Consider the following 20842-nt stretch of genomic DNA (forward strand, 5'->3'; position numbering starts at 1 on the left):
CGACTCTCCTTTAATCTAAATGTTTAATATATTTAAATTAACGTAGCTCTACAGGAACAGCAAATACTATATTTTCTACTTCACCTGGATTCTCAACAACCTGTGTACCACCTAGCTCTTTTAATCGGCTTATTACTTGTTGTACAAGTACTTCTGGCGCAGATGCACCCGCAGTTACGCCAACTGATTTAGAGCCTGAAACCCACTGCTCTTGTACATCAGTTGCGTCATCAATTAAATAAGCAACAGTGCCCATTTTATCTGCAAGTTCACGTAGGCGATTAGAGTTAGAGCTGTTTTTAGCTCCTACAACTAATAGCACATCAACTTTATCAGCTAGGTCGCGAACAGCGTCTTGACGATTTTGCGTTGCATAACAAATGTCATCTTTACGAGGTCCGTCAATTGATGGAAACTTATTGCGTAGTGCATCAATAACATCTGCTGTGTCATCAACTGAGAGTGTTGTTTGGCTGCAATAAAAAAGATTTTCAGCATTTTTTACATTAAGCGCAACAACATCATCAACGGTTTCAACAAGATAAATGCCACCGGCTGAGTTATCATATTGTCCCATTGTTCCCTCTACTTCAGGGTGGCCATGGTGTCCAATTAAAATACACTCAATACCTTTACGACTCGCACGTGTAACTTCCATATGTACTTTAGTTACAAGCGGACACGTTGCATCAAATACTTTTAAATCACGACGTTTAGCTTCGCTGCGAACAGCTTGCGAAACACCATGTGCACTAAAAATAACAATGCTGTCGTCAGGTACTTGATCAAGCTCTTCAACAAATACCGCACCACGACTTTTTAATCCATCAACCACATAGCGGTTATGTACTACTTCGTGGCGCACATAAATTGGCTTTTCAAAAATATCTAGGGCGCGCTCAACAATACTAATAGCACGGTCAACACCAGCGCAAAAGCCGCGTGGATTAGCTAGTAATATTTCCATTAACCTTCCACCTCAATAATATCAACTTCAAACGTTAAACGTTGGCCAGATAAAGGGTGATTAAAATCAATCGTTACCGACTCACCTTGCACTTCGCGAACTAATCCAGGAAGCTCAGTACCGTCTGGTTGAGTAAACGCAATAATTGCACCTACCTTAGCTGGTGTTTCTGGGCCAAATTTACTACGGTCAACGTAGTAAATATTATCTGGATTTGGCTGACCAAATGCATCTTCAGGTTCTAATTCAAACGTTTTACTTTCGCCTGCAGTTAAACCTAATAAACACTTTTCGAAGTTTGCCGTTAAGCTGCCATCGCCCATTGTTAATTTAGCAGGTTTGTTGTGCACCTTGGTAGAATCAGCGGCAGAGCCATCTTCTAATTTAATAGAAAAATGGAAAATAACTTGCGAGTTTTCACCAATTACAGCTTGGCTCATGCTTTATGCTCCTTCGGACTCTCGCCGGTAAAGGCATCGAATAACAATAATGCTGCGCCAATACAAATAGCGCAATCAGCAATATTGAATACAGGAAAATGTGAGTCTTTATAAAATACGTGAATAAAGTCGATTACATAACCATACGCAATACGATCGTATAAATTACCAATAGCGCCTGCAAGTACCAGTGCATAAGCACCGCATAGTACTTTGTTTGTTGCAGGTAAGCGTTTTAGCCACCACACAAGCAAAGCACTAATAGCAATGGCAATCGCACTTAAAAACCAACGCTGCCAACCACCCGCTTCACTTAAAAAGCTATAAGCAGCACCATAGTTATGCACATAAGTAATACTAAAAACAGGGAGTAAGTTTATCGACTCTTGATAAGCCATAGTCCCTACAACGAGTGTTTTACTGGCAAAGTCTATTACTAGTAGTAATAGACTCAACCAAAGCCACACTAAACCACTTTTTTGGGCTAGTTTGCTCACTAAGAATAACTCCTAAGCGAATTGACGCTTTTCGCCTTCGCCGTCAACATTACTTACACAACGACCACAAATTTCAGGATGAGCAGGGTTAACACCTACATCTTCACTGTAATGCCAACAACGCTCACATTTAGCAGCATCTGTTGCAGCAACACTAATGAATAAACCTTCAATTTCGGTAGCTTGTGTATCAGCTGGCTGGCTATCAACTTCAGAAACATTTACGGCCGATGTTAATAATACAAAACGAAGTTCATCACCAAGCGCATTTAATTTAGCGGCAAGCTCTTTACCCGTGAATAAATTAACCGTTGCTTGAAGCGTTGCACCAATGACTTCTTCTTTACGTGCAGCTTCTAATAAACGGTTTACTTCGTCGCGTACTGTTAGAATTTCTAACCAGTCATCGTTACTAAATTGGCTATTTGTTGGCGCTTGTAAGCCATCGTACCAAACAGATGTAAATACGTAGTCACTACGCTCACCTGGTAAAGCTTCCCAAATTTCTTGTGCGGTAAAGCTCATAATAGGTGCCATCCAACGCGTCATTGCTTCTGCAATATGATAAAGCGCTGTTTGACAAGAACGACGTGCATGGCTGTCACTCTTAGCTGTGTACTGACGATCTTTAATGACGTCTAAATAGAACGAACCAAGCTCACCCGTACAGAAGTTCATTAGCTTTTGCGTTACTAATAGCATTTGGTAGCTATCGTATGCGGCTAAAATTTCGTCTTGCAACTGAGCAGCACGACCAACAATCCACTTATCAAGCTCAACCATATCATCAACAGCAACTTGATCAGTTTTTGGATCAAAACCATTTAGGTTAGCAAGCAAGTAACGGCTAGTGTTACGAATACGGCGGTAGCGATCGGCAGAGCGTTTAAATATTTCATCCGACACAGTCATTTCTGCCGTGTAATCCGTAGAGGCAACCCATAAACGTAGAATGTCGGCACCTAGTTTATTCATCACATTTTGTGGTGAAATAACATTACCTAGTGACTTAGACATCTTGCGGCCGTTTTCATCAACAGTAAAACCATGAGTCAATACTTGGCGGTATGGCGCATGACCATTAATAGCCACTGATGTCATCATTGATGACATAAACCAACCACGGTGTTGATCAGAGCCTTCAAGGTATAAATCAGCTGGACCAACCAAGTCTTCACGTGCGTCTACAACACATGCGTGTGAAACACCTGAGTCAAACCATACATCTAGCGTATCTTGCACTTTCATGTATTGCTTGGCATCTTCTTCACCAAGTAATGTAGCAGGGTCTAAATCGTACCATGCCTGAATACCAGATTTTTCAACTAACTGTGCAGCTTGCTCAATGAGTTCTTGAGTATTTGGATGAAGTGCACCGGTATCTTTATCAGCAAACAATGCAATTGGCACACCCCAAGTACGTTGGCGAGATATACACCAATCTGGGCGGCTTTCAACCATGTTCGAAATACGGCTTTCGCCCCACTCTGGCAACCACTGCGTGTTTTTAATTTCTTTTAAAGAATCTTCACGCAAGTTAGCCTGATCCATACTTACAAACCATTGTGGTGTAGCACGGAAAATAATCGGTGTTTTATGGCGCCAACAATGTGGGTAACTATGAGTTATAGCATGATGATGCATTAATGCACCGTGCTCTTTTAATACTTCAATTACGCTCGCATTTGCTTTAAATACATGCTGACCTGCAAAAAGTTCAGTATCTGGTAAATAAACGCCATTAGCGCCAACAGGGTTAGCTACTTCAAGGTTGTAATTTAAACCAGCCACGAAATCTTCTTGACCATGCCCTGGTGCTGTATGTACAACACCGGTACCTGAATCAGTCGTTACGTGTTCTGCAACAATCACGGGTACATTAAAATCATAAAAAGGATGGGCTACTTGTAAGTTTTCAAGTGCAGCACCTTTTACATAACCTAATACGTGGAAGTGATTAAAACCAAAGCGGTCCATTGCATCTTTAACAAGCTCAGAGCCTAAAATTAGACGTTGTTGTACGCCTTCATCTTCAACCTGCACCAATGCATATTCTAAATCGGCATGCACAGCTACTGCGCGGTTTGCTGGAAGCGTCCACGGTGTTGTTGTCCAAATAACAGTACCAACACTGCCTTCACCTTTATGACCATCAGCCAAATCAAATGCACTAACAACAGCATCTTGATCAACAAATGTAAAACGTACATCAATCGCTGGTGATTGCTTGTCTTGATACTCAACTTCAGCTTCTGCTAATGCAGAACCACAATCTGTACACCAATGAACAGGCTTAGCACCTTTATGCAAATGACCTTTTTCAATAATACGACCAAGTACACGAATTGCATTCGCTTCAAAGTCAAAGTTCATTGTTAAGTAAGGCTTATCCCAATCTGCAAATACGCCTAAACGTTTAAAATCAACTTTTTGACCTTCAACTTGTTTTTTAGCGTATGCACGGCATTTTTCACGAAACTCGCTCGCGGTTACTTTTACGCCCGGCTTGCCTACTTTTTTCTCAACCATTAACTCGATTGGTAAACCATGACAATCCCAACCTGGGACTAATGGTGAATCAAAGTCAGATAATGTTTTAGACTTAACAATAATGTCTTTTAATATTTTATTAACTGAGTGGCCTAAATGGATGTCGCCATTTGCATACGGAGGGCCGTCATGCAAAATAAAGGTCTTTTTACCTTTCTTAGCGCTGCGAATTTGACCGTATAGGTCGTCTTCATACCATGCTTTAAGCATTTTTGGTTCACGTTGTGCCAAATTGCCACGCATTGGAAACGGTGTTTCCGGTAAGTTCAAAGTATGTTTATAGTCGCTCATTTATCCTACATTCCGTCTCTATCGGCTACCTGATTTAAACCAAAACACTGCTTAGCGGCAGCAACATCAGTTGCTATTTGCGCCGTTAATTGTGTTAATGTCTCGAATTTTTTTTCATTGCGAAGTTTTTTTATTAACTCCACATGCATAAATTGTCCGTAAATATCCTGTGCAAAATCAAAAAGATGAACTTCTAATAATGCACGAGTTCCATTAAATGTCGGCTTATTGCCTACATTTGCAACTCCAAAAATCTGTTTTCCTGCAATCGTTGCTTGCACTGCAAACACCCCGTTGACAGGACACACTTGGCGTTTTAGGGCAATATTTGCCGTTCTAAAACCGAGTTCACGTCCTCTTTTCCAGCCGTGTATAACACGCCCAGAAATAGCATAATCGTGACCAAGCATTGTTTTAGCACTTGCTAAGTCACCAGATGCCAAAGCATCTCGTATTAAAGTGCTGCTTACTCTAGCATTTAATTGACGAAAACTCGCGGTGCTTTTTACGTCCATGCCCGCTTGCTTGCCCATGCTAGCAAGTAAGTCAAAGTTACCTTGGCGCTGCTTTCCAAACTTAAAATCATCGCCAACAGTGAGCGCTTTAACACCTAACTTTTTAATCAAAATATCATTAACAAATTGCTCAGCATGCATGTTTGCAAATTGCTGATTAAAGCTAATGCAAATAACTCGCTCAATACCTAAATCACTAAGCAAACGTAGCTTATCTCGTAAGCGCGTTAGCCGTGCTGGGGCATTATTTTTAGCAAAAAATTCTTGTGGCTGGGGTTCAAATAGCATTACAGTGCTAGACAAACTATGCGCTTTAGCATCAGTAAGTAAGCCTTTTAGTACTTCTGCGTGGCCTAAATGAACACCGTCAAAATTACCAATAGTTAACACACAACCAAAGTGGTGTGGGCGAATATTGTGTATACCTCTAATTAACTCCATGCCACCTAATGCCTTGTTTAGCGAGCTATTAATTACGACTAAAAATTAATTAAAGCCGCAGAGTTGCCGATTATAATCTTTTTTTTAGTTTGATTCAGTAATTGCTACACTTTTTATCGTATTTAGTCTAACGCCCATCAAAAATAGCATTGCAAAGTAACTAATACCTGCCAAAGCCACGAGTGCTATTAATAAGACTACCTGCTGTGTAAAAGCCCATGTAGCCCAGTAATAGTAACTGCTCACAAACCATGTAACAGCTCCCATAACCATACTTGCAACAACACATTTAAGTGTAAAGCGCATACTCATTGATGAAAACTGATACACATTTTCTTTTTTAAGCTGCCTATACAGCAAAAATGCATTACAACTAGCCGATAGCGAAGTAGCGAGTGCTAATCCTAAATAACCAATAAAAGGAGCCAGCATAATATTAAATACCATATTCAACACTAAGGTAATAATACCAATACGCACCGGCGTTTTTGTGTCTTGACGAGCATAAAAGCCAGGAGCAAGTACTTTAATCAGCATAAAGCTTACAAGCCCTACTGAATATGCGACTACGCCTAAACTTACTGCTTTAACATGATCAACACTGTCTTCTTTAAACGCACCGTGGTCGAACAATACGGTGATAATAAGCGGGCTGATGATCATTAGACCTATCATTGCTGGTAGGCCTAAAAATATAACAAAACGCACCCCCCAGTCGAGAGTATGCTGAAAGTCACTACTTTTTTTACTGCTATGTAACCTAGAGAGCGCCGGTAAAATAACTGTCGCAATACCAATACCAAATAAGCCCAGCGGAAATTCAATTAAACGGTCTGAATAATAAAGCCATGCAATCGAGCCTGTCATCAGTAATGAAGCAATCATGGTATCAAGCAACAAATTAATTTGGCTAATAGATACGCCAAACAAAGCAGGAAGCATAAGTTTACGTACTTTTTTTACGTTTTCGTCTTGCCATGCCCAGCGTGGACGCGCCAACATTTTTGCACGGTATAAAAATGGAAGTTGAAACAACAACTGCACAACGCCACCAATAAATACGCCAATTGCGAGAGAATAAGCCCCGACACTAAATCTATCATGTAAAAAAATTGCACATGTGATGATAGAAATATTAAGCAGAACAGGTGTAAATGCAGCAACAGCAAAACGGTTATACACGTTCATTACCGCACCACTAAGTGCAACTAAGCTTACAAAAAACAAATAAGGGAATGTAAATTTAAGTAATGAACTTGCAAGTTCAAACTTTTCGGCATTAGGTCCGCCCTGCCACCAATCTATAAACCAACCAGTGCCAAACAATGCTGCAATAACGGGTGAAGCAACAACACCTATAATAGTGACAATCAGTAAAATGCTTCCTAATGTGCCTGCGGCTTGTGCAACAAAAAGTCTGACCTTGTCGTCGCCTTGCTGTTCTTTAATTTCACTCAGCACGGGTACAAATGCTTGTGCGAAGGCGCCTTCTGCAAATAAACGACGTAAAAAATTAGGAATACGGTTAGCAAATAAAAAAACATCAGCCGCCGCACTCGCGCCTAATAAATTGGCAACAACAGCATCTCGAACGAGCCCTAAAATACGCGATATCATAGTCATACAACTAACAATCATACCGGAGCGAAATAAACCTTTTGACACCTTAAACCTACTCAAAAATCCTCAAGATAAGCGATTATGCCACAGTCTTTTTTATAAATCGCTTTAAAGCACTAGGCTGGGGGTCTGTGCTTTGTTACAATGTCGGTATTAACTGCTAAAGCGGCAAATTGATGCTCGTTATATGGTGCAGTTTTTCTTGGATTGTTAAATTTAAATTGACATCCATGATAGAAACAGGCATATTCCACGGCCTTTAATTTAAGCTTTATTTTAAGATTGTTAGGAGCAAACCTTGGCTAACATCAAGTCTGCAAAAAAACGCGCTATCACAAGCGAAAAAAACCGTCAGCACAACGCAAGCCGTCGTTCAATGATGCGCACTTACTTCAAAAAAGTAATTGTTGCTATTGAAGCGGGCGATAAAGAAGCTGCACAGCAAGCTTTTTCTGTTGCTACACCTATCCTAGACCGTTACGCAACTAAGGGTCTAATTCACAAAAACAAAGCAGCTCGTCATAAGAGCCGTATAGCAGCTAAGATTAAAGCTCTATAATTTGTTTTTGATAGAATATAAAAAACCGGCTTTTGCCGGTTTTTTTTTGTTTAAATTTTTAAATGTACTTTTCGTTATTAAACATTTTCTAAATCAGGGTAGAACTTATTAAGCATTGCCGCTATTTTTTTAGGTGTGAATGGCTTTACTACAAACCCTTTAGCGCCTTTATCAATTGCGTCCTTAACATTTTCAATACCAGAGTGTGCAGATACCATCACCACATTTGTCTCAGGGCTTAACTCGTTGATTTGTGCAATCAAATCTTTACCGTCACCGTCTGGTAATTCAATATCTAAAAAAATGATATTATAATTTGCAGCTTGGCACTCACGAATACATTGTGAGGCAGTAGATGCTTCCCTTACTTCGTCTATCCCTAAGTGCATGAGCGTTTGACTCAAAAAGCTACGCACTGTGCTAACGTCATCTACAATTAAAATTGATAGCTGCGTATTCATCTTTATTCCTCGTATGCTATAAGCTAGTTTTAAGTTATCACAATAATTAGCTTAGTTTATAAATTCACTCATTTAATTATAGAGACCTAAGAAAAAAAGGCCAGATTTGCTTTATATCTAAAACCCCAAATAAACAGCTATTGCTAAGTAAAATAGTCCAAGAAAGAAAATAGTAGAGTAAGCTCTACTCCCTCTCATTTTTGCTTCTAAATGTAAGCCTCCTAATTGATACTGTTATATACAAAAGCTACTAAGCTGCTAAAAACATCAAGAAATTGCTCACAGCGGTTTACTTCCGGCAGTAGACAACCATTTTTACCATTAAAAAAACTAATCTGAAAATTTAAAATTACTTGGTTGAAAGGTGTGCAAAATATCAACATAATGGCGCTCCTTTTTTCAACAACTGAACTATTGAAACGACCATGCTAAACGAGCTAGATTGGCTTTTAAATACTACATTACTTGCACTAGGTTTAGGTGCATTCTTTATTAACCAGATAACACTACTGCGGGTTGCCGCCATTAGTGCATGTGGTTTATTATTCTTATCATTTAGCTTAGATCTTATGTCGTCGAGTGTTATTTCAAATATGAGTTTAGTGTTGATCAATACTTTTTACTTGTTTAAAGTTTATACATTTGGGCAGTTTAATGTAACCCAAAATTAACAACTTTTCCTTAGAATAGTTAATAGCCCAGCATTGCTGGGTTTTTTATCAAAAGTTTAAAGATATTAGAAGGTACTTTGAACTAAAATAAAATTTAACCTATACATTTTCGTAGAAATTATTATCTCTTCATCTGAGCTTTGTTTATTTTTATCTTCCATATAAATTACTACACCTGATACCCACAATAGCATCAAGGCACTATCAATCATCACAATTAAACTTACACGATAATAAAAACTAAATATAAAGCACAGAGCTTTAGATTCTCATGGCAAGTTTTTGTGAAAGACATAATAGAATTTATAATCGATTGCCATCAATGATGATATATGCTTTGTATTAATACCAATCCGCAATAATTTTAACCAATTTGAAGAATTAAATCTTGACGCTAACCACGTTAAAAATTTTTATATAGAACAAATAAATAACCGAATTTTTGTCTTTTAATCGACACGGTTTTCTTACCTCAAAATATGCCACTTAATTAAGCAGATTGGCATAATGCGCCATGAGATTAAAAGTAGATATAAAACTGGGGATCTAAAAAATGCGATAATAAATGGCTAAAATAGCTATTTGCTGTTTTAACCACCTATACAGTGCTGAATCATCACTGCGGGAAGGTTATACTAGGACGCCGACAAAAATAGCGACCAGTAGAGATACAACAATTGGGAAAAGTATAGTTAGCGAGATTAGTCAGCTATTGTTGACTCAATTTTAGGAGGAGTATCATCTGCGTTAGCTTGATTAAACCAAGCTGAAACACCGAGTATAATAATTGAAATTACGACTAAACTTAACTTTACACCACTTTGATTCGACTTCATAAGACCCTCTTTTTATTTTTATTAGTGAGAACATCTTCAGACTAATAAAAATTACCTATGTTAACAAGCTATTTTTAAACTAATTACCTATCTACTAATAACCTTTAGTTCTATTTATTGAATTATTAAGTGCTAGGCCTTCCTTTAAACATTCAATATTATCGACAATTTGATCTATAACACTATTTAAATCAGAAAGTGCCGCGCAATGTGGTGTAAGCGTAATTTTTGGGTTCTCCCAGTAAGGGTGGTTTTGTGGTAATGGTTCTTGATCAAATACATCGAGGGTAGCAGCGCGTAATCTATCGTTATTTAATGCATTTAGTAAGTCTTGCTCAACCACATGAGGACCACGTGCCACATTAATAACAACCGCATGTGAAGGTAGCTTTGCAAGCATTGAGTGATTAATAATACCTGTCGTTGCTTGCGTGAGGGGTAATAGGCAAACGAGATAATCAACCTCAGGAAGCATATAGTTAAGCCCTTCTTCACCATAAAAAATATCTACATTAGTCGTGCTTTTATTACTTTGCGCCCAGGCACTTACTTTAAAACCATTAGTTACAAGTTTTTGAGCACAGGCTCTACCTAATTCACCGAACCCAAGTATACCGACATGTTTATTACTGTATGCACGTTTTGGCTTCCATGTTTGCTGCGTCTGTTTAATGTAATACTCTTTTAAACGTAACTTTTGCGCCAACACATGTGTAAGTACATACTCAGCCATATCCTCAGCCAGTTGCATGTCAACAATACGTACTACTTCAACATTTTGTGCAAGCAGTGTTAAATCAATGCTGTCTACTCCAGCACCAAATGACGACACAGCCTTTAAGTTAGGGAGCTGCGCCCACATAGATTCTGGTGCCTTCCATGCAAGTACAAAATCCACATCATTTACGTTTTCGCAATCAGGCCACTGCTCTATCAACGTATTTGGTAATCGTTCTTGTAACTTCGTTATTAGTTTTGTGTTGTCACGCCCAGTTATAGCAACCAATACCGACATAAATTCTCCTAACAATACATAGTTTATAAGTTAGCACTTTAAAAAGTCACACAACTGCAAAGTAACTGTCACACCCTTTTTTTAATATTACATGTATGGCAAATAGGCCAAACGGAATATGAGGTTAATATGATAAGTGTTGATAAAGTAATTGCTGCAAACTTACCACAACTAGAGAACTCTCCAAAAGTAAAAGGTTTAGTAAAAAAAGGCCTAGGCTATTTATTACATGAACAAGAATTTATCGCTTTTGGTGATACGTACCCCCATCTACAAGGATTAGAATTTGTAGAGCAAGTTCTTGATGAGCTCAATTTTGATACTCGCTATAAACCTAAGCAAATAGAGCATATTCCCAATGAAGGTAAACTTGTTATCGTTGCCAACCACCCTATTGGCTCTTTAGATGCTTTAGCACTTATTAAAGTGCTTTCAACTGTAAGACAGGATTTAAAAGTAGTGGCAAACCGCATGTTGATGTCGGTTACCCCAATGCACTCACTTTTGCTCCCCGTTGATAATTTATCTGGTATGAGTAAAAAGCAAGAGCTTAGTAACATACAAAACCATTTAAAAGATGATGGTGCATTGCTTATATTTCCGGCAGGAGAAGTGTCGCGATTAGGGCCAACTGGCATTAAAGACTGCAAATGGAATAGTGGCTTTTTACGTATGGCAAAAAAAGCCAATTGCCCTATTTTACCTATTTATATTAAAGCCAAAAACAGTCCACTTTTTTATGGCACCTCAATGATTTATAAACCGTTGGCAAGTTTACTATTAGTCGCAGAAATGTTTAAGCAGCGCCAAAAATCTTTAGAGTTTGAAATTGGAGCCTCTATCCCTCCTCAATCTTACTTAATAGAAAACCTTAAAGATAAAGAAGTTGTAAACCTTATCCGTAAACAGCTTTATAGGCTTACTACAAAAAAAGCGCTGCCGCTAAAAACACAAACACCTATCGCTGTTCCCGAATGCAGGAAGGAGCTAAAAAAAGCAATTGAGCAGTGCCAACTACTCGGCAAAACGCAAGACGGTATGCATATTCATCTATATCAATATACTGGTAGCTCACCTATTTTTAGAGAACTAGGGCGCCTTAGAGAAATCGCATTTAGAGCAGTAGGCGAAGGTAGCGGTAAACGCCGTGATATAGATAAATACGATATGGATTACCAACATCTTGTACTGTGGGATCCTATGCAACTGGAGTTGGTGGGCGCATATCGATTAGCCTGCGCACAACAGATAATACAAAAACATGGCCGAGAAGGTTTATATACTGATAGTTTGTTTTCTTACACTGATGCTATGACGCCTTATCTACACCAAGGAATTGAGCTTGGTAGAAGCTTTGTGCAACCTAAATATTGGGGTCGTAAGAGCCTCGACTATTTATGGTATGGTATTGGCGCTTTTATAAAAAGCTATCCACAGTACAGATATTTATTTGGAGCTGTAAGCGTATCAAACGCACTACCCGAGCGAGCAAAAGCCATGCTCGTTTATTACTATCAGCATTACTATAAAAGCAGTATTGAACTAGCTACGCCTAATAATGAGTTTAAGTTAACTGAGCAACAGCTAATCCAATGCCATACTCTTTTTTGCGGAGATAACGTGAAAGAAGATTTTGTAGAGTTAAAACATGTGTTAGCTAATATAGGTGCTCAAGTCCCTACTTTATTTAAACAATACACTGAACTTTGCAAACCGGGTGGTGTGCAATTTTTAAGTTTTAGTATTGATCCCGATTTTAATAATTGCATTGATGGATTGGTGTTAGTCGATCTTGAAAATGTTAAAGAAAACAAAGCTAAACGTTATTTAAAATAACTATTAATAGATAAGACCAGCCCACCTAGTACTTTCATAACTTACAAAGTACTTAGTTCATATTTAATTATTTATAAAATACCCACTCAATAGCATTTTGGATCTTCTAGAGCTTTTTTAAATCCCCCTGTTTTAATTGTTTTACGAATGCGACTAAAGATATGTTATGGCAAAATTTATTGTTCAAAAAGCCTTTATTAAAATACGAGCCTATAGCCAAGCAAGGTCAGTATTAATATATTCATGTGACTGTTAATCAAACAAATATGTCAATCTTTATGAAAGCAGAACGACACTAAAGTTAATCTAAATCAATAAAAAATTTCACAAGAATAAAATATTTTTAAACTTTGATCTAGAACAGGTTTTCATATTTATTTCTCGGTAATACTAGCGTCAATCAAACAGTAGTTCTTGGAGAACAACATGAAAACTCAAATTAGCATCGCATTATTAACCTCTCTATTAGCACTCTCTCCTGCTGCGCACGCTAACTTTAGCGTAAATGTTGGCGCTATTAACGTAAATCCTGATAATAGTAGCTCAGCAATCAATGAAGCGCCTACACTGGGTCTTAAAGGTGATTCTGATACTCAACTGGGTATCACCGTAGATTATGCATTTAACGATCAATGGGTGTTGGAACTGATAGCTGCAACACCTTTTTCACACGATGTGAATGGCGCTGGTGGCTTAGCGGGTAATAAAATTGCAGATATAAAACAACTTCCGCCGTCATTAGTTGCGCAATACCACTTTTTAGATACAAGCTATGCGCTAAGACCTTTTATAGGTGTAGGCATAAACTACACTGCATTTTTTGATGAGCAGCCTTCTGAAGCACTTAAAGCGACGCTGGGAACAGACGATGTAGAAGTAAAATTAGATGATTCGTTTGGTTTTATAGCGCAGGTAGGTGCTAACTATAAAATTGATGCAAACTGGGGTTTACACGCTATGGTATCAATTATGGATATTGATACAGATGCGACTGTTTATGCTAATGGTGCAAAAGCACTTACATCAACTGTTGAGCTTGACCCTGTTGTTGCTATGTTCGGTGTTAGATATAGCTTTTAAAGCATATAATAAAGAAGCACGTAGTTACCCAATTACAATGTGTGTTGAAAGGCCGAAAGGCCTTTTTTCATTTATAAAATTATAAGTTACTTGGGTAAGTTACTTGGGTAAGTTACTTATTTTTTTCTGCTCTAGCATTTCTTTCCAGTGCATAACTTCACTTGGCAATATAGGCGTTTGACCATCAAAACCAGCAACTTCAAGCATTTCTTCAATACTTATAATACCCTTTTTACTTTTAAATACACCGCGTACATAAGCGATAGCATGTAAGCCTCGTTCTGAGTGAAACTTTTGCTCAATATAAAAGTATTTATGATCCCATCCAACTAACCTAGTGCTTATTGTGTATCGCTGCATAGGTTTAATATCACGGATATAAGTAATGGCCGTCGCGTTGACAATCGGAAACCAACGACGTTTCATTATTTGCTTTAGTAAACCAACTCGCTCAGTCATCCAAGTGCGAGATAAATCCATCATCGCGAGATAACGTGAATTAGTTAAGTGTAGATTAATGTCACAATCAGTAGGTAAAGCTTTGTAATCAATATTTACTGTATCAAGTAAATTTTGATATTGCTTGTTACGTTTAATTTTGAAAAATAATAATAAAAGTCGAATATATAGATTCACAAAAAAGGTCTTACCAGTTAAATATATTTCAGTGTAGCATAGCCTCTTACGAGGACGTATATTCTACTTTAATCTTAAATCGTTATTACAATAAGAAAACTAGCCTATTAAATAGGAATTCATATTATCAATTGGCTAACCAGAACAACACCTAATTACGTTTCAGTGACTGACTTTATTATTATCCGATAAAAAGCTTATATTATTATAAAGAAGGTGATAACAAAACGGGCACTAAAAGCGAGTACCCATATTTAAAAGCTAAACTTTAACTGTTTTTCGATTAATGCCGTAATCACGTAACTTATTAGCTATGGCTGTATGGCTTAGGCCTAATCGCTTAGCTAACTGGCGTGAGCTCGGATAAGCTGGGTAGAGTTTACGAAGTAAGGTTGCTTCAAAACGTTTAACGGCTTGGTCTAGTGAGCCTTCAAAATCAGATTCTAAATACCCTAAATCATGGGTAAAAGTGGGTAACTGTAAATGCTCAACACGTAGCTCGCTGTCATCTAGTAACGACACTGCACGGTAAATTGCATTTTCAAGCTGACGAACATTTCCTGGCCACGGATACGCTTGTAAAAAGCTCAAGCACTCTTGCGATAAAACAGGTATTGCATGGCCATTTTGCTGCGCATATTTTTGAATAAAATGCTCAGCTAGTGGTCCTACATCTGCTTTCCTGTCTCTGAGTGGCGCAATTTCCAAAGTGAGCACGTTTATACGGTAATATAAGTCTTCTCTAAAAACCCCTTCTTGTACCATTGCGGGTAAGTCTTTTTGAGTAGCAGCAACAATACGAACATTTACTTTAACCTCGTTCTCATCACCTACTTTTCTAAATGTACCATCTTGTAAAAAGCGCAATAACTTAGTTTGTAGTTGAGTCGACATTTCGCCAACTTCATCTAAAAATACAGTTCCACCATCGGCTTGCTCTAATACACCGCGCTTTGGCGCTGTATTTTCTTCGTATCCGGCATAACCAAATAATTCAGACTCAGCAACATCATCAGGAAGTGAAGCACACGACAGCGCAATAAAAGGCTTAACAGAGCGATTGGAAGCATAATGGCACGCTCTAGCTAATAATTCTTTACCAGTGCCTGTTTCGCCAGTAATCAAAATTGGGGCTTCTAATTGCGCCATTTTGCGTGCTTCGCGCACTACTCGGCGCATTGACGTACTAAAATTATGGATAGTGGCAAAACTTTCTTGTCCGTAACGTCTAAATGCACTGACTTGCTGCCCTAACCGACTTTGCGATTTAATGTTAATAACCGCACCAGCAAGAACATCACCTTCACTACCTTGCGGTACCGCAATTGGCAAAATGTCTGCAATAAAATCCTCACCAGCAACTTCAACGCGAGTGGTTTGTCCGAGTACTTCTTTACCTTCTAACCAACGTGTAAAGTTAAAGCCTTTAAGTAAGTTATTAATATTTTCCCCAATAACTTCTTTTTCAGCAAGCTGTAAATCTTTACATGCTGCATCATTACACAAGCGTACCCAGCCTTTAGCATCAATAGAGATAACTCCATCAGGTAAGGCACGTAGTAAAGTATTTAGTTCGTTGTGTTCACGCTCAGATGGTAAGAATGCAGTGGTACGTACATCATGTACGCCGTCGATTAAACGTATCGATGGCATAATTTTTTGGAATTGTTCAAATTCAATTTCAGGAAAACTAACGTACATACGACAGTTGACAGAATCAACTTCAATTCCTTTTAGATCAACGCTGTAGTTAACTAATATATTAAGGATTTCTTGAGCAATACCAATTCGATCAGCACAGTGAATATCTAGACGCATACATCCTCAAAGAAGGAAAAACTATATTAGCCGAATAATACGCTAAGTCGCTTTGAGAAGGTAGTTTATTGTAAACATTTTTGGACAAAATAGCTTTTAGAGCCAAAGGGTGGGATGTAATTAAATGAAGAAAAACAGCACTGATATTTATACTTAACTATACCAGTGCTGTTTATTAAATCTTATTATGGAACTACTTACCTTGTGGGTAAGCTGACCAATCACCACCATCTAATTGTATGAATGGTCGTTGGTTAACATACATCATTATTGTGCCTTCATTTTCAGCAACTTTAGGTGCTTTAGGTAGGTTTTCAAGTAAATTAGCAACACTATTATTCCCACCAAACACATCAGTTTGCAGCGTCTTACTTACCAGCTCTGAAAGCGCAAAGTAACTTGTTGAATCATCAACCACAATTTGCGAGTAGTTTTGTACGTCTGGGCCTATAAATTTAATCGCTACAGGTACAGACACAATCGCAGGGCTAGGGATTTCACGTAAACCTGCAAATTGCACTTTATCACCTTTTAAATTAGCGCCGTGTTCAGGCACTATCATTAACATAACATTGCGGCCACGCTTTTCTAATTTTTTTACAAATTGGTTAATATCTGCAAACAAGTTTTTATGTCTGATGGGGTATGTTTCTTTACTATTCACCCTTGGTTGATTCTCTAGCTGATTACCGTCATGTAAACTTGTTGTGTTGTAGTACATTGCACAAGGCTTACAATCATCAGCTTGCTCTAACCAACTATCCAGCACTGCTTCATCTGAGTAAATTGGACTATTATCAAATCCTCGGAGCGCAACTGGCATTGAATCAATATTAAAAGGCGTGCTATCTAAGCCTCCGTACTTATTGATTAAGCCTTTAAACTCATCAAAATGTCCGTCGTGATTCATCACAACATTATTTTGATAACCTAGTCTCTCTAGGTTTTTAAATAAGTGGCATTGTTCAGGCGCCTCTTTAAATAGTGCTGTTTGGCTCGTTTGCCCACAACTGGCACGTAGCAGCCTTACCGCAGCCGGACCGCTGTATGATGTAGCCGAGTTGAAGTCTGAAAACACCACATCAAAATCTTTATACATGTCAGTAATACTTACACCAATAGCATTTAAATCAGCAACAGCCATTGAACATATGTTCAAAATAATTACATCAAACAACTCGCCATTTGCTTGGCTTGGAAAATGGCTCATTAATAAGCTTTGTTGTTGATAAAAATCAGCTAGTTTTTGATCGGGAGATTGAGCCGCTTGAGTGATCACTTGTGTTTGGGGATTGCTTTGATTTTGTGTAACCGATTGAGGGTTAGCCGCATTATTAACGAATTGTGATTGAGAGCTGCTCCCTTGCCAACCCACAACTAACAGCCCAATGATAGTGACTGTTGTAAAGCGTATCCATTGCGATGTATACCAAAAACACACACTAATTACGAACAATGCCAATAACATATCAATGTTAATAACACGGGTTAATAACTCAACAAAGTAACCGAAACTAAAATCTTGAACGTTACCCGCTTGTTTAGTCAATCTGTTTATTGGTGGCAACCATGAGTCTTGGTAAAGTAATACCACAGCAAACACAGCACCTACTATATGTTTTGCCTTCTCTATTAATGGCTGTTTAAATTTAATCGCAAGCAATGCAGCAAAAGCCGCATTAGTTAATACGTTAAAATCAATTGCACCGTAATAAAACAGAGCAAACTTAACTAAAAAATAAAGGTTCCAAACCCCTAAACCTGATAATTTCACTGCTTATCCTTTTTTACTGTATTTGGTGTATAAGGCTCTAGTACTTTATGTTTAAAAGTAAGTTTATAATAATATTTTGTTATTTTAGATAAAATGTATTTGCCTAGCACACAAAGCACAGCGCCAAGCAGCATTGCAAAAAATATGGTAATTAAAAGCTGGTTTATACTCATAAACTATCTCTTAATTTCATTACATAAGGCTTAGCATCGGGGCGGCTTTCGTTAGAAAAATCGGGTGCTTCCATATTTTCAGTAACACTTTGTGCTATATCAGGTGCAAATTTATAATTATTATTTTCAGCAAGTTTTTTTGAGAAATCTATAATACTTTTACCTTTATAAAAACGCCTCAATTGCTTACATTCTTGTTGAATATAAAAATGGTCAGAAATTACATTTTGCTGCACAAAAAAATCACTCGTTTTTAATTTAAACAAATGCTTAATTGCATTATCAACATCATTTTCTCTACAAGCATGCAGGTATAAGTAAACTGTATTTTCTGCAAGACTAAATACATCACCTTCACGCTTAATGTGAAATAAATGCAAAGGGTGAATAGGATCAATTCTTGGTAATAATTCAAGCTTCACTAACACACCACTCACACCTAAGTTAACCGCTGAGTCACTATGAATTTCTACTTGTTTTGTAAACTCATTGAAAGGTAAGTAACCTTTAGAAAAGGTATTTTCAGTGTATTTCAACACATCCTCAACTGAGGGTGGCAAAGGTCTTGAAAACTTAAACCCTTGAATAGATTGAATTTGTGAGAGTAATCGAGAGGGCTCTGAAAAGCTGTACAAAATAAGGTTTACACCCAAAGTTAAAAATAAGCATTCATCTTGATGACGAATAACACCATCTACATTTTGAATAACAAGTTTTAACCAGCGTCCGCAGTTTTTTCTAAGTTCAAAGCACTGTTTACCTAATAATGCTAAATCGGTGTAACGCGTTACTGAAAACACCAATGTGGCAGCTTCTAATTTTGGGCCTATAGCGAATAAATCATTATTATTTTTTACACTTTTATAGTGCAAAGGTAATTTAGTACCTTCGGGCACAGCACTTTGTACGAGCCAGACGTCACCTTCATCAGAGAAGTCTGAGCCTTTAGGTTTATTCCCCTCACTTATCGACCCCGCTTCAACAACAAACTGATTGTTACTTAATATTAGACGATAATACTCACCAGCAATAACACCTGTGCTATGTCGCCAATAATCATATCCAAGTACTCGCGCTACAGAATCGTTATCGACAAAAACAAGCCCATCAAATACATTATTTAATCGCCTAACTAAAAAGCGATAATTAGCAATACCAGGCCCTGATATTAAAAATAATAATGTTGCCCCTGTACTACGAACAAAATCGTTGTACCCCTTCATCATCAGTTCTAAGCTTTTTTCACCAGCACTGTTTAGCAGTCTCGTATTAAAGTGAACAAAAATAAGCGCTTCGTTTAGGCGTTTATAAGCACTTATCTCTTTTATAATACCTGAATTAATTCGTTCAATTGAATAGTGCAGTGTTTCTGGAGTCAACGAAAAGGGATGTACTCGATTATGCTCATAAGCATAATTTAATGGCGCAGAAAAAGAAGAATCAAAAAATGACTCAACCTCTTGAGAAACTATAAATATATCATTAATTAAACTTGGATTAATTGCATGTAAAGCAAGTTCTATCACTAAATTATCTAAAGGGGCTAAAACAGCATAACTTGAAGCCAATTTTAACTCTTTTGCAACAGGCTCTAATCCTGTTATGTTAAAGTTATGCACTTGAAATGCCCTATTAAAAATACTTCTTTACTAGTTTTAACCGTTATTCTATATATAATAGCAAAATATTGTCTACTTTTAATCAAAATAATTAACGTAACTACAAAGGTGAAGATGAATAACTTAAGCTCTAAAAACTCACAAACGTTAACATCAAGTGACGTAGAAAACCTTGTACTGCGTTTTGGTGGAAAGAGCGATGACTACATAGAAATTGTAAACAAGCAGCAAAATAAAAATACAATTAATAAATATGCATTACTTAAAGAAATAAATAACGAACTAAACATTCAAGCTCGTTCAATTAACGATAGGTAAAACATCCGTTGCAAAGAGTTTTCATTAAAGGTATCAAAGGCGGCTTAGGTAGCACTTCTGTAGTTGCTAACCTTGCGTGCGTACTAAAAAAATCTGACGTTGATGTTATTGCTATCGATTTAGATACTAAAAGTGACTTAGGTTTGCATTTTGGTTTACCGTGGAAATACACCAAAGGCTGGAGTAATGAAGCCTGCATTGAAGATGCACTTGCGCATTTTCATCAAGATAACGATGGTGTTATATTTTTACCGTTTGGTGACAACGATGGCACTAGCATCAATGACATCACTACCATGGTCGATAAATGCAAAAATCTAAATTACAGCGACCAAGCCTGGGTACTTTTTGACTGTCCTTCGCATATCAACCTTCCTTACTATCCGTTAGAGAAAAACGATATTGTAATTGAATTGGTTAATTGTGATGCCATTTGCCATAGTTTAATTTATAGACGCCTACAAACACTCAAGAATTCAGATAACAATTGGAAGCATTACTTTTTAGTTAATCGCTATAATTCTGCATCAACGCTAGAATTTGACTTGTTTTCCCTATGGCAATCAACACTTCCTCTTATAGCTCCCTTTTTTATCAACAGTGACGAAGTTATCAAAGAGTCAACCGCCTATAGAAATGTAGCACTCAATTGCGCGCCATATAGTATCGCAAACGATGACTTTGAAACGCTAGCTGGTTGGCTAGTTAGTAAAGCGGCCTTATAA

General features: G+C 37.7%; 19 protein-coding genes. 6 read left to right on the forward strand and 13 right to left on the reverse strand.

Annotated features, from left to right (window positions below):
• Positions 1–37: 37 nt before the first annotated feature.
• The 6 genes from ispH to murJ all read right to left on the reverse strand — a co-directional run bounded on the left by ispH (position 38) and on the right by murJ (position 7324).
• On the reverse strand, positions 38–967 hold the full coding sequence (gene ispH / locus I6F40_RS16770) for a 4-hydroxy-3-methylbut-2-enyl diphosphate reductase (protein ID WP_007581370.1): 930 nt from the start codon (positions 965–967) through the stop codon (positions 38–40).
• Positions 967–1407, reverse strand: a complete 441-nt coding sequence (gene fkpB, locus I6F40_RS16775; RefSeq protein WP_002958231.1) for an FKBP-type peptidyl-prolyl cis-trans isomerase — start codon at positions 1405–1407, stop codon at positions 967–969. Before fkpB ends, ispH begins: the two co-directional genes overlap by 1 nt.
• A complete protein-coding gene (gene lspA, locus I6F40_RS16780; protein WP_007376920.1) occupies positions 1404–1904 on the reverse strand; it encodes a signal peptidase II in 501 nt (166 codons plus the stop codon). The genes fkpB and lspA overlap by 4 nt, the downstream gene beginning before the upstream one ends.
• A gap of 12 nt (positions 1905–1916) precedes the next feature.
• Positions 1917–4745: an isoleucine--tRNA ligase gene (ileS, locus tag I6F40_RS16785; protein WP_101164150.1), complete on the reverse strand. Its 2829-nt coding sequence runs from the start codon at positions 4743–4745 to the stop codon at positions 1917–1919.
• A 5-nt stretch (positions 4746–4750) separates the two neighbouring features.
• Positions 4751–5701 (reverse strand): bifunctional riboflavin kinase/FAD synthetase, encoded by a 951-nt coding sequence (ribF, locus tag I6F40_RS16790; protein WP_024607280.1) that lies wholly within the window; start codon positions 5699–5701, stop codon positions 4751–4753.
• Positions 5702–5785: 84 nt separating this feature from the next.
• The gene (murJ, locus tag I6F40_RS16795; RefSeq protein WP_442960757.1) at positions 5786–7324 is read right to left on the reverse strand and encodes a murein biosynthesis integral membrane protein MurJ; all 1539 of its coding nucleotides are present in this window, start codon (positions 7322–7324) and stop codon (positions 5786–5788) included.
• A gap of 295 nt (positions 7325–7619) precedes the next feature.
• Between murJ and rpsT the strand changes: the two genes are divergently transcribed.
• Entirely contained in the window at positions 7620–7880 is a 261-nt protein-coding gene (rpsT, locus tag I6F40_RS16800) for a 30S ribosomal protein S20 (RefSeq protein WP_002958225.1), read from the forward strand.
• A 77-nt stretch (positions 7881–7957) separates the two neighbouring features.
• On the opposite strand, the gene I6F40_RS16805 is transcribed toward rpsT, so the two are convergent.
• A complete protein-coding gene (locus I6F40_RS16805; RefSeq protein ID WP_197193225.1) occupies positions 7958–8341 on the reverse strand; it encodes a response regulator in 384 nt (127 codons plus the stop codon).
• Positions 8342–8766: 425 nt separating this feature from the next.
• Between I6F40_RS16805 and I6F40_RS16810 the strand changes: the two genes are divergently transcribed.
• Positions 8767–9012, forward strand: coding sequence for a hypothetical protein (locus tag I6F40_RS16810; protein WP_138681448.1), 246 nt, complete (start codon positions 8767–8769; stop codon positions 9010–9012).
• Positions 9013–9713: 701 nt separating this feature from the next.
• Here I6F40_RS16810 and I6F40_RS19830 read toward each other — a convergent pair.
• Positions 9714–9848 carry a hypothetical protein gene (locus I6F40_RS19830; protein WP_269435507.1) on the reverse strand — a complete coding sequence of 45 codons (135 nt, stop codon included), beginning with the start codon at positions 9846–9848 and terminating at the stop codon, positions 9714–9716.
• A 94-nt stretch (positions 9849–9942) separates the two neighbouring features.
• Entirely contained in the window at positions 9943–10863 is a 921-nt protein-coding gene (locus tag I6F40_RS16815; protein ID WP_166378801.1) for a 2-hydroxyacid dehydrogenase, read from the reverse strand.
• Positions 10864–10992: 129 nt separating this feature from the next.
• Between I6F40_RS16815 and I6F40_RS16820 the strand changes: the two genes are divergently transcribed.
• Both I6F40_RS16820 and I6F40_RS16825 read left to right on the forward strand, forming a co-directional pair.
• The gene (locus I6F40_RS16820; protein ID WP_166378803.1) at positions 10993–12699 is read left to right on the forward strand and encodes a GNAT family N-acyltransferase; all 1707 of its coding nucleotides are present in this window, start codon (positions 10993–10995) and stop codon (positions 12697–12699) included.
• A gap of 426 nt (positions 12700–13125) precedes the next feature.
• Positions 13126–13779: an OmpW/AlkL family protein gene (locus I6F40_RS16825; RefSeq protein WP_166378805.1), complete on the forward strand. Its 654-nt coding sequence runs from the start codon at positions 13126–13128 to the stop codon at positions 13777–13779.
• Between the two features lie 99 nt (positions 13780–13878).
• Here the strand turns inward: I6F40_RS16825 and I6F40_RS16830 are convergent, their stop codons facing one another.
• The 4 genes from I6F40_RS16830 to bcsE form a co-directional block, all read right to left on the reverse strand.
• Positions 13879–14415 carry a thioesterase family protein gene (locus tag I6F40_RS16830; protein ID WP_166378807.1) on the reverse strand — a complete coding sequence of 179 codons (537 nt, stop codon included), beginning with the start codon at positions 14413–14415 and terminating at the stop codon, positions 13879–13881.
• Between the two features lie 261 nt (positions 14416–14676).
• Positions 14677–16233, reverse strand: a complete 1557-nt coding sequence (gene tyrR, locus I6F40_RS16835; protein ID WP_166378809.1) for a transcriptional regulator TyrR — start codon at positions 16231–16233, stop codon at positions 14677–14679.
• A 193-nt stretch (positions 16234–16426) separates the two neighbouring features.
• Positions 16427–18007, reverse strand: a complete 1581-nt coding sequence (bcsG, locus tag I6F40_RS16840; RefSeq protein ID WP_166378812.1) for a cellulose biosynthesis protein BcsG — start codon at positions 18005–18007, stop codon at positions 16427–16429.
• Between the two features lie 169 nt (positions 18008–18176).
• A complete protein-coding gene (bcsE, locus tag I6F40_RS16845; RefSeq protein ID WP_197193226.1) occupies positions 18177–19799 on the reverse strand; it encodes a cellulose biosynthesis protein BcsE in 1623 nt (540 codons plus the stop codon).
• A 114-nt stretch (positions 19800–19913) separates the two neighbouring features.
• Between bcsE and bcsR the strand changes: the two genes are divergently transcribed.
• Both bcsR and bcsQ read left to right on the forward strand, forming a co-directional pair.
• The gene (gene bcsR, locus I6F40_RS16850; RefSeq protein WP_166378816.1) at positions 19914–20117 is read left to right on the forward strand and encodes a BcsR/BcsP family cellulose biosynthesis protein; all 204 of its coding nucleotides are present in this window, start codon (positions 19914–19916) and stop codon (positions 20115–20117) included.
• Between the two features lie 8 nt (positions 20118–20125).
• Positions 20126–20842, forward strand: coding sequence for a cellulose biosynthesis protein BcsQ (gene bcsQ / locus I6F40_RS16855; RefSeq protein WP_197193227.1), 717 nt, complete (start codon positions 20126–20128; stop codon positions 20840–20842).

Source organism: Pseudoalteromonas sp. SWXJ133, assembly GCF_015864365.1.
GTDB classification, from domain to species: domain Bacteria; phylum Pseudomonadota; class Gammaproteobacteria; order Enterobacterales; family Alteromonadaceae; genus Pseudoalteromonas; species Pseudoalteromonas arctica.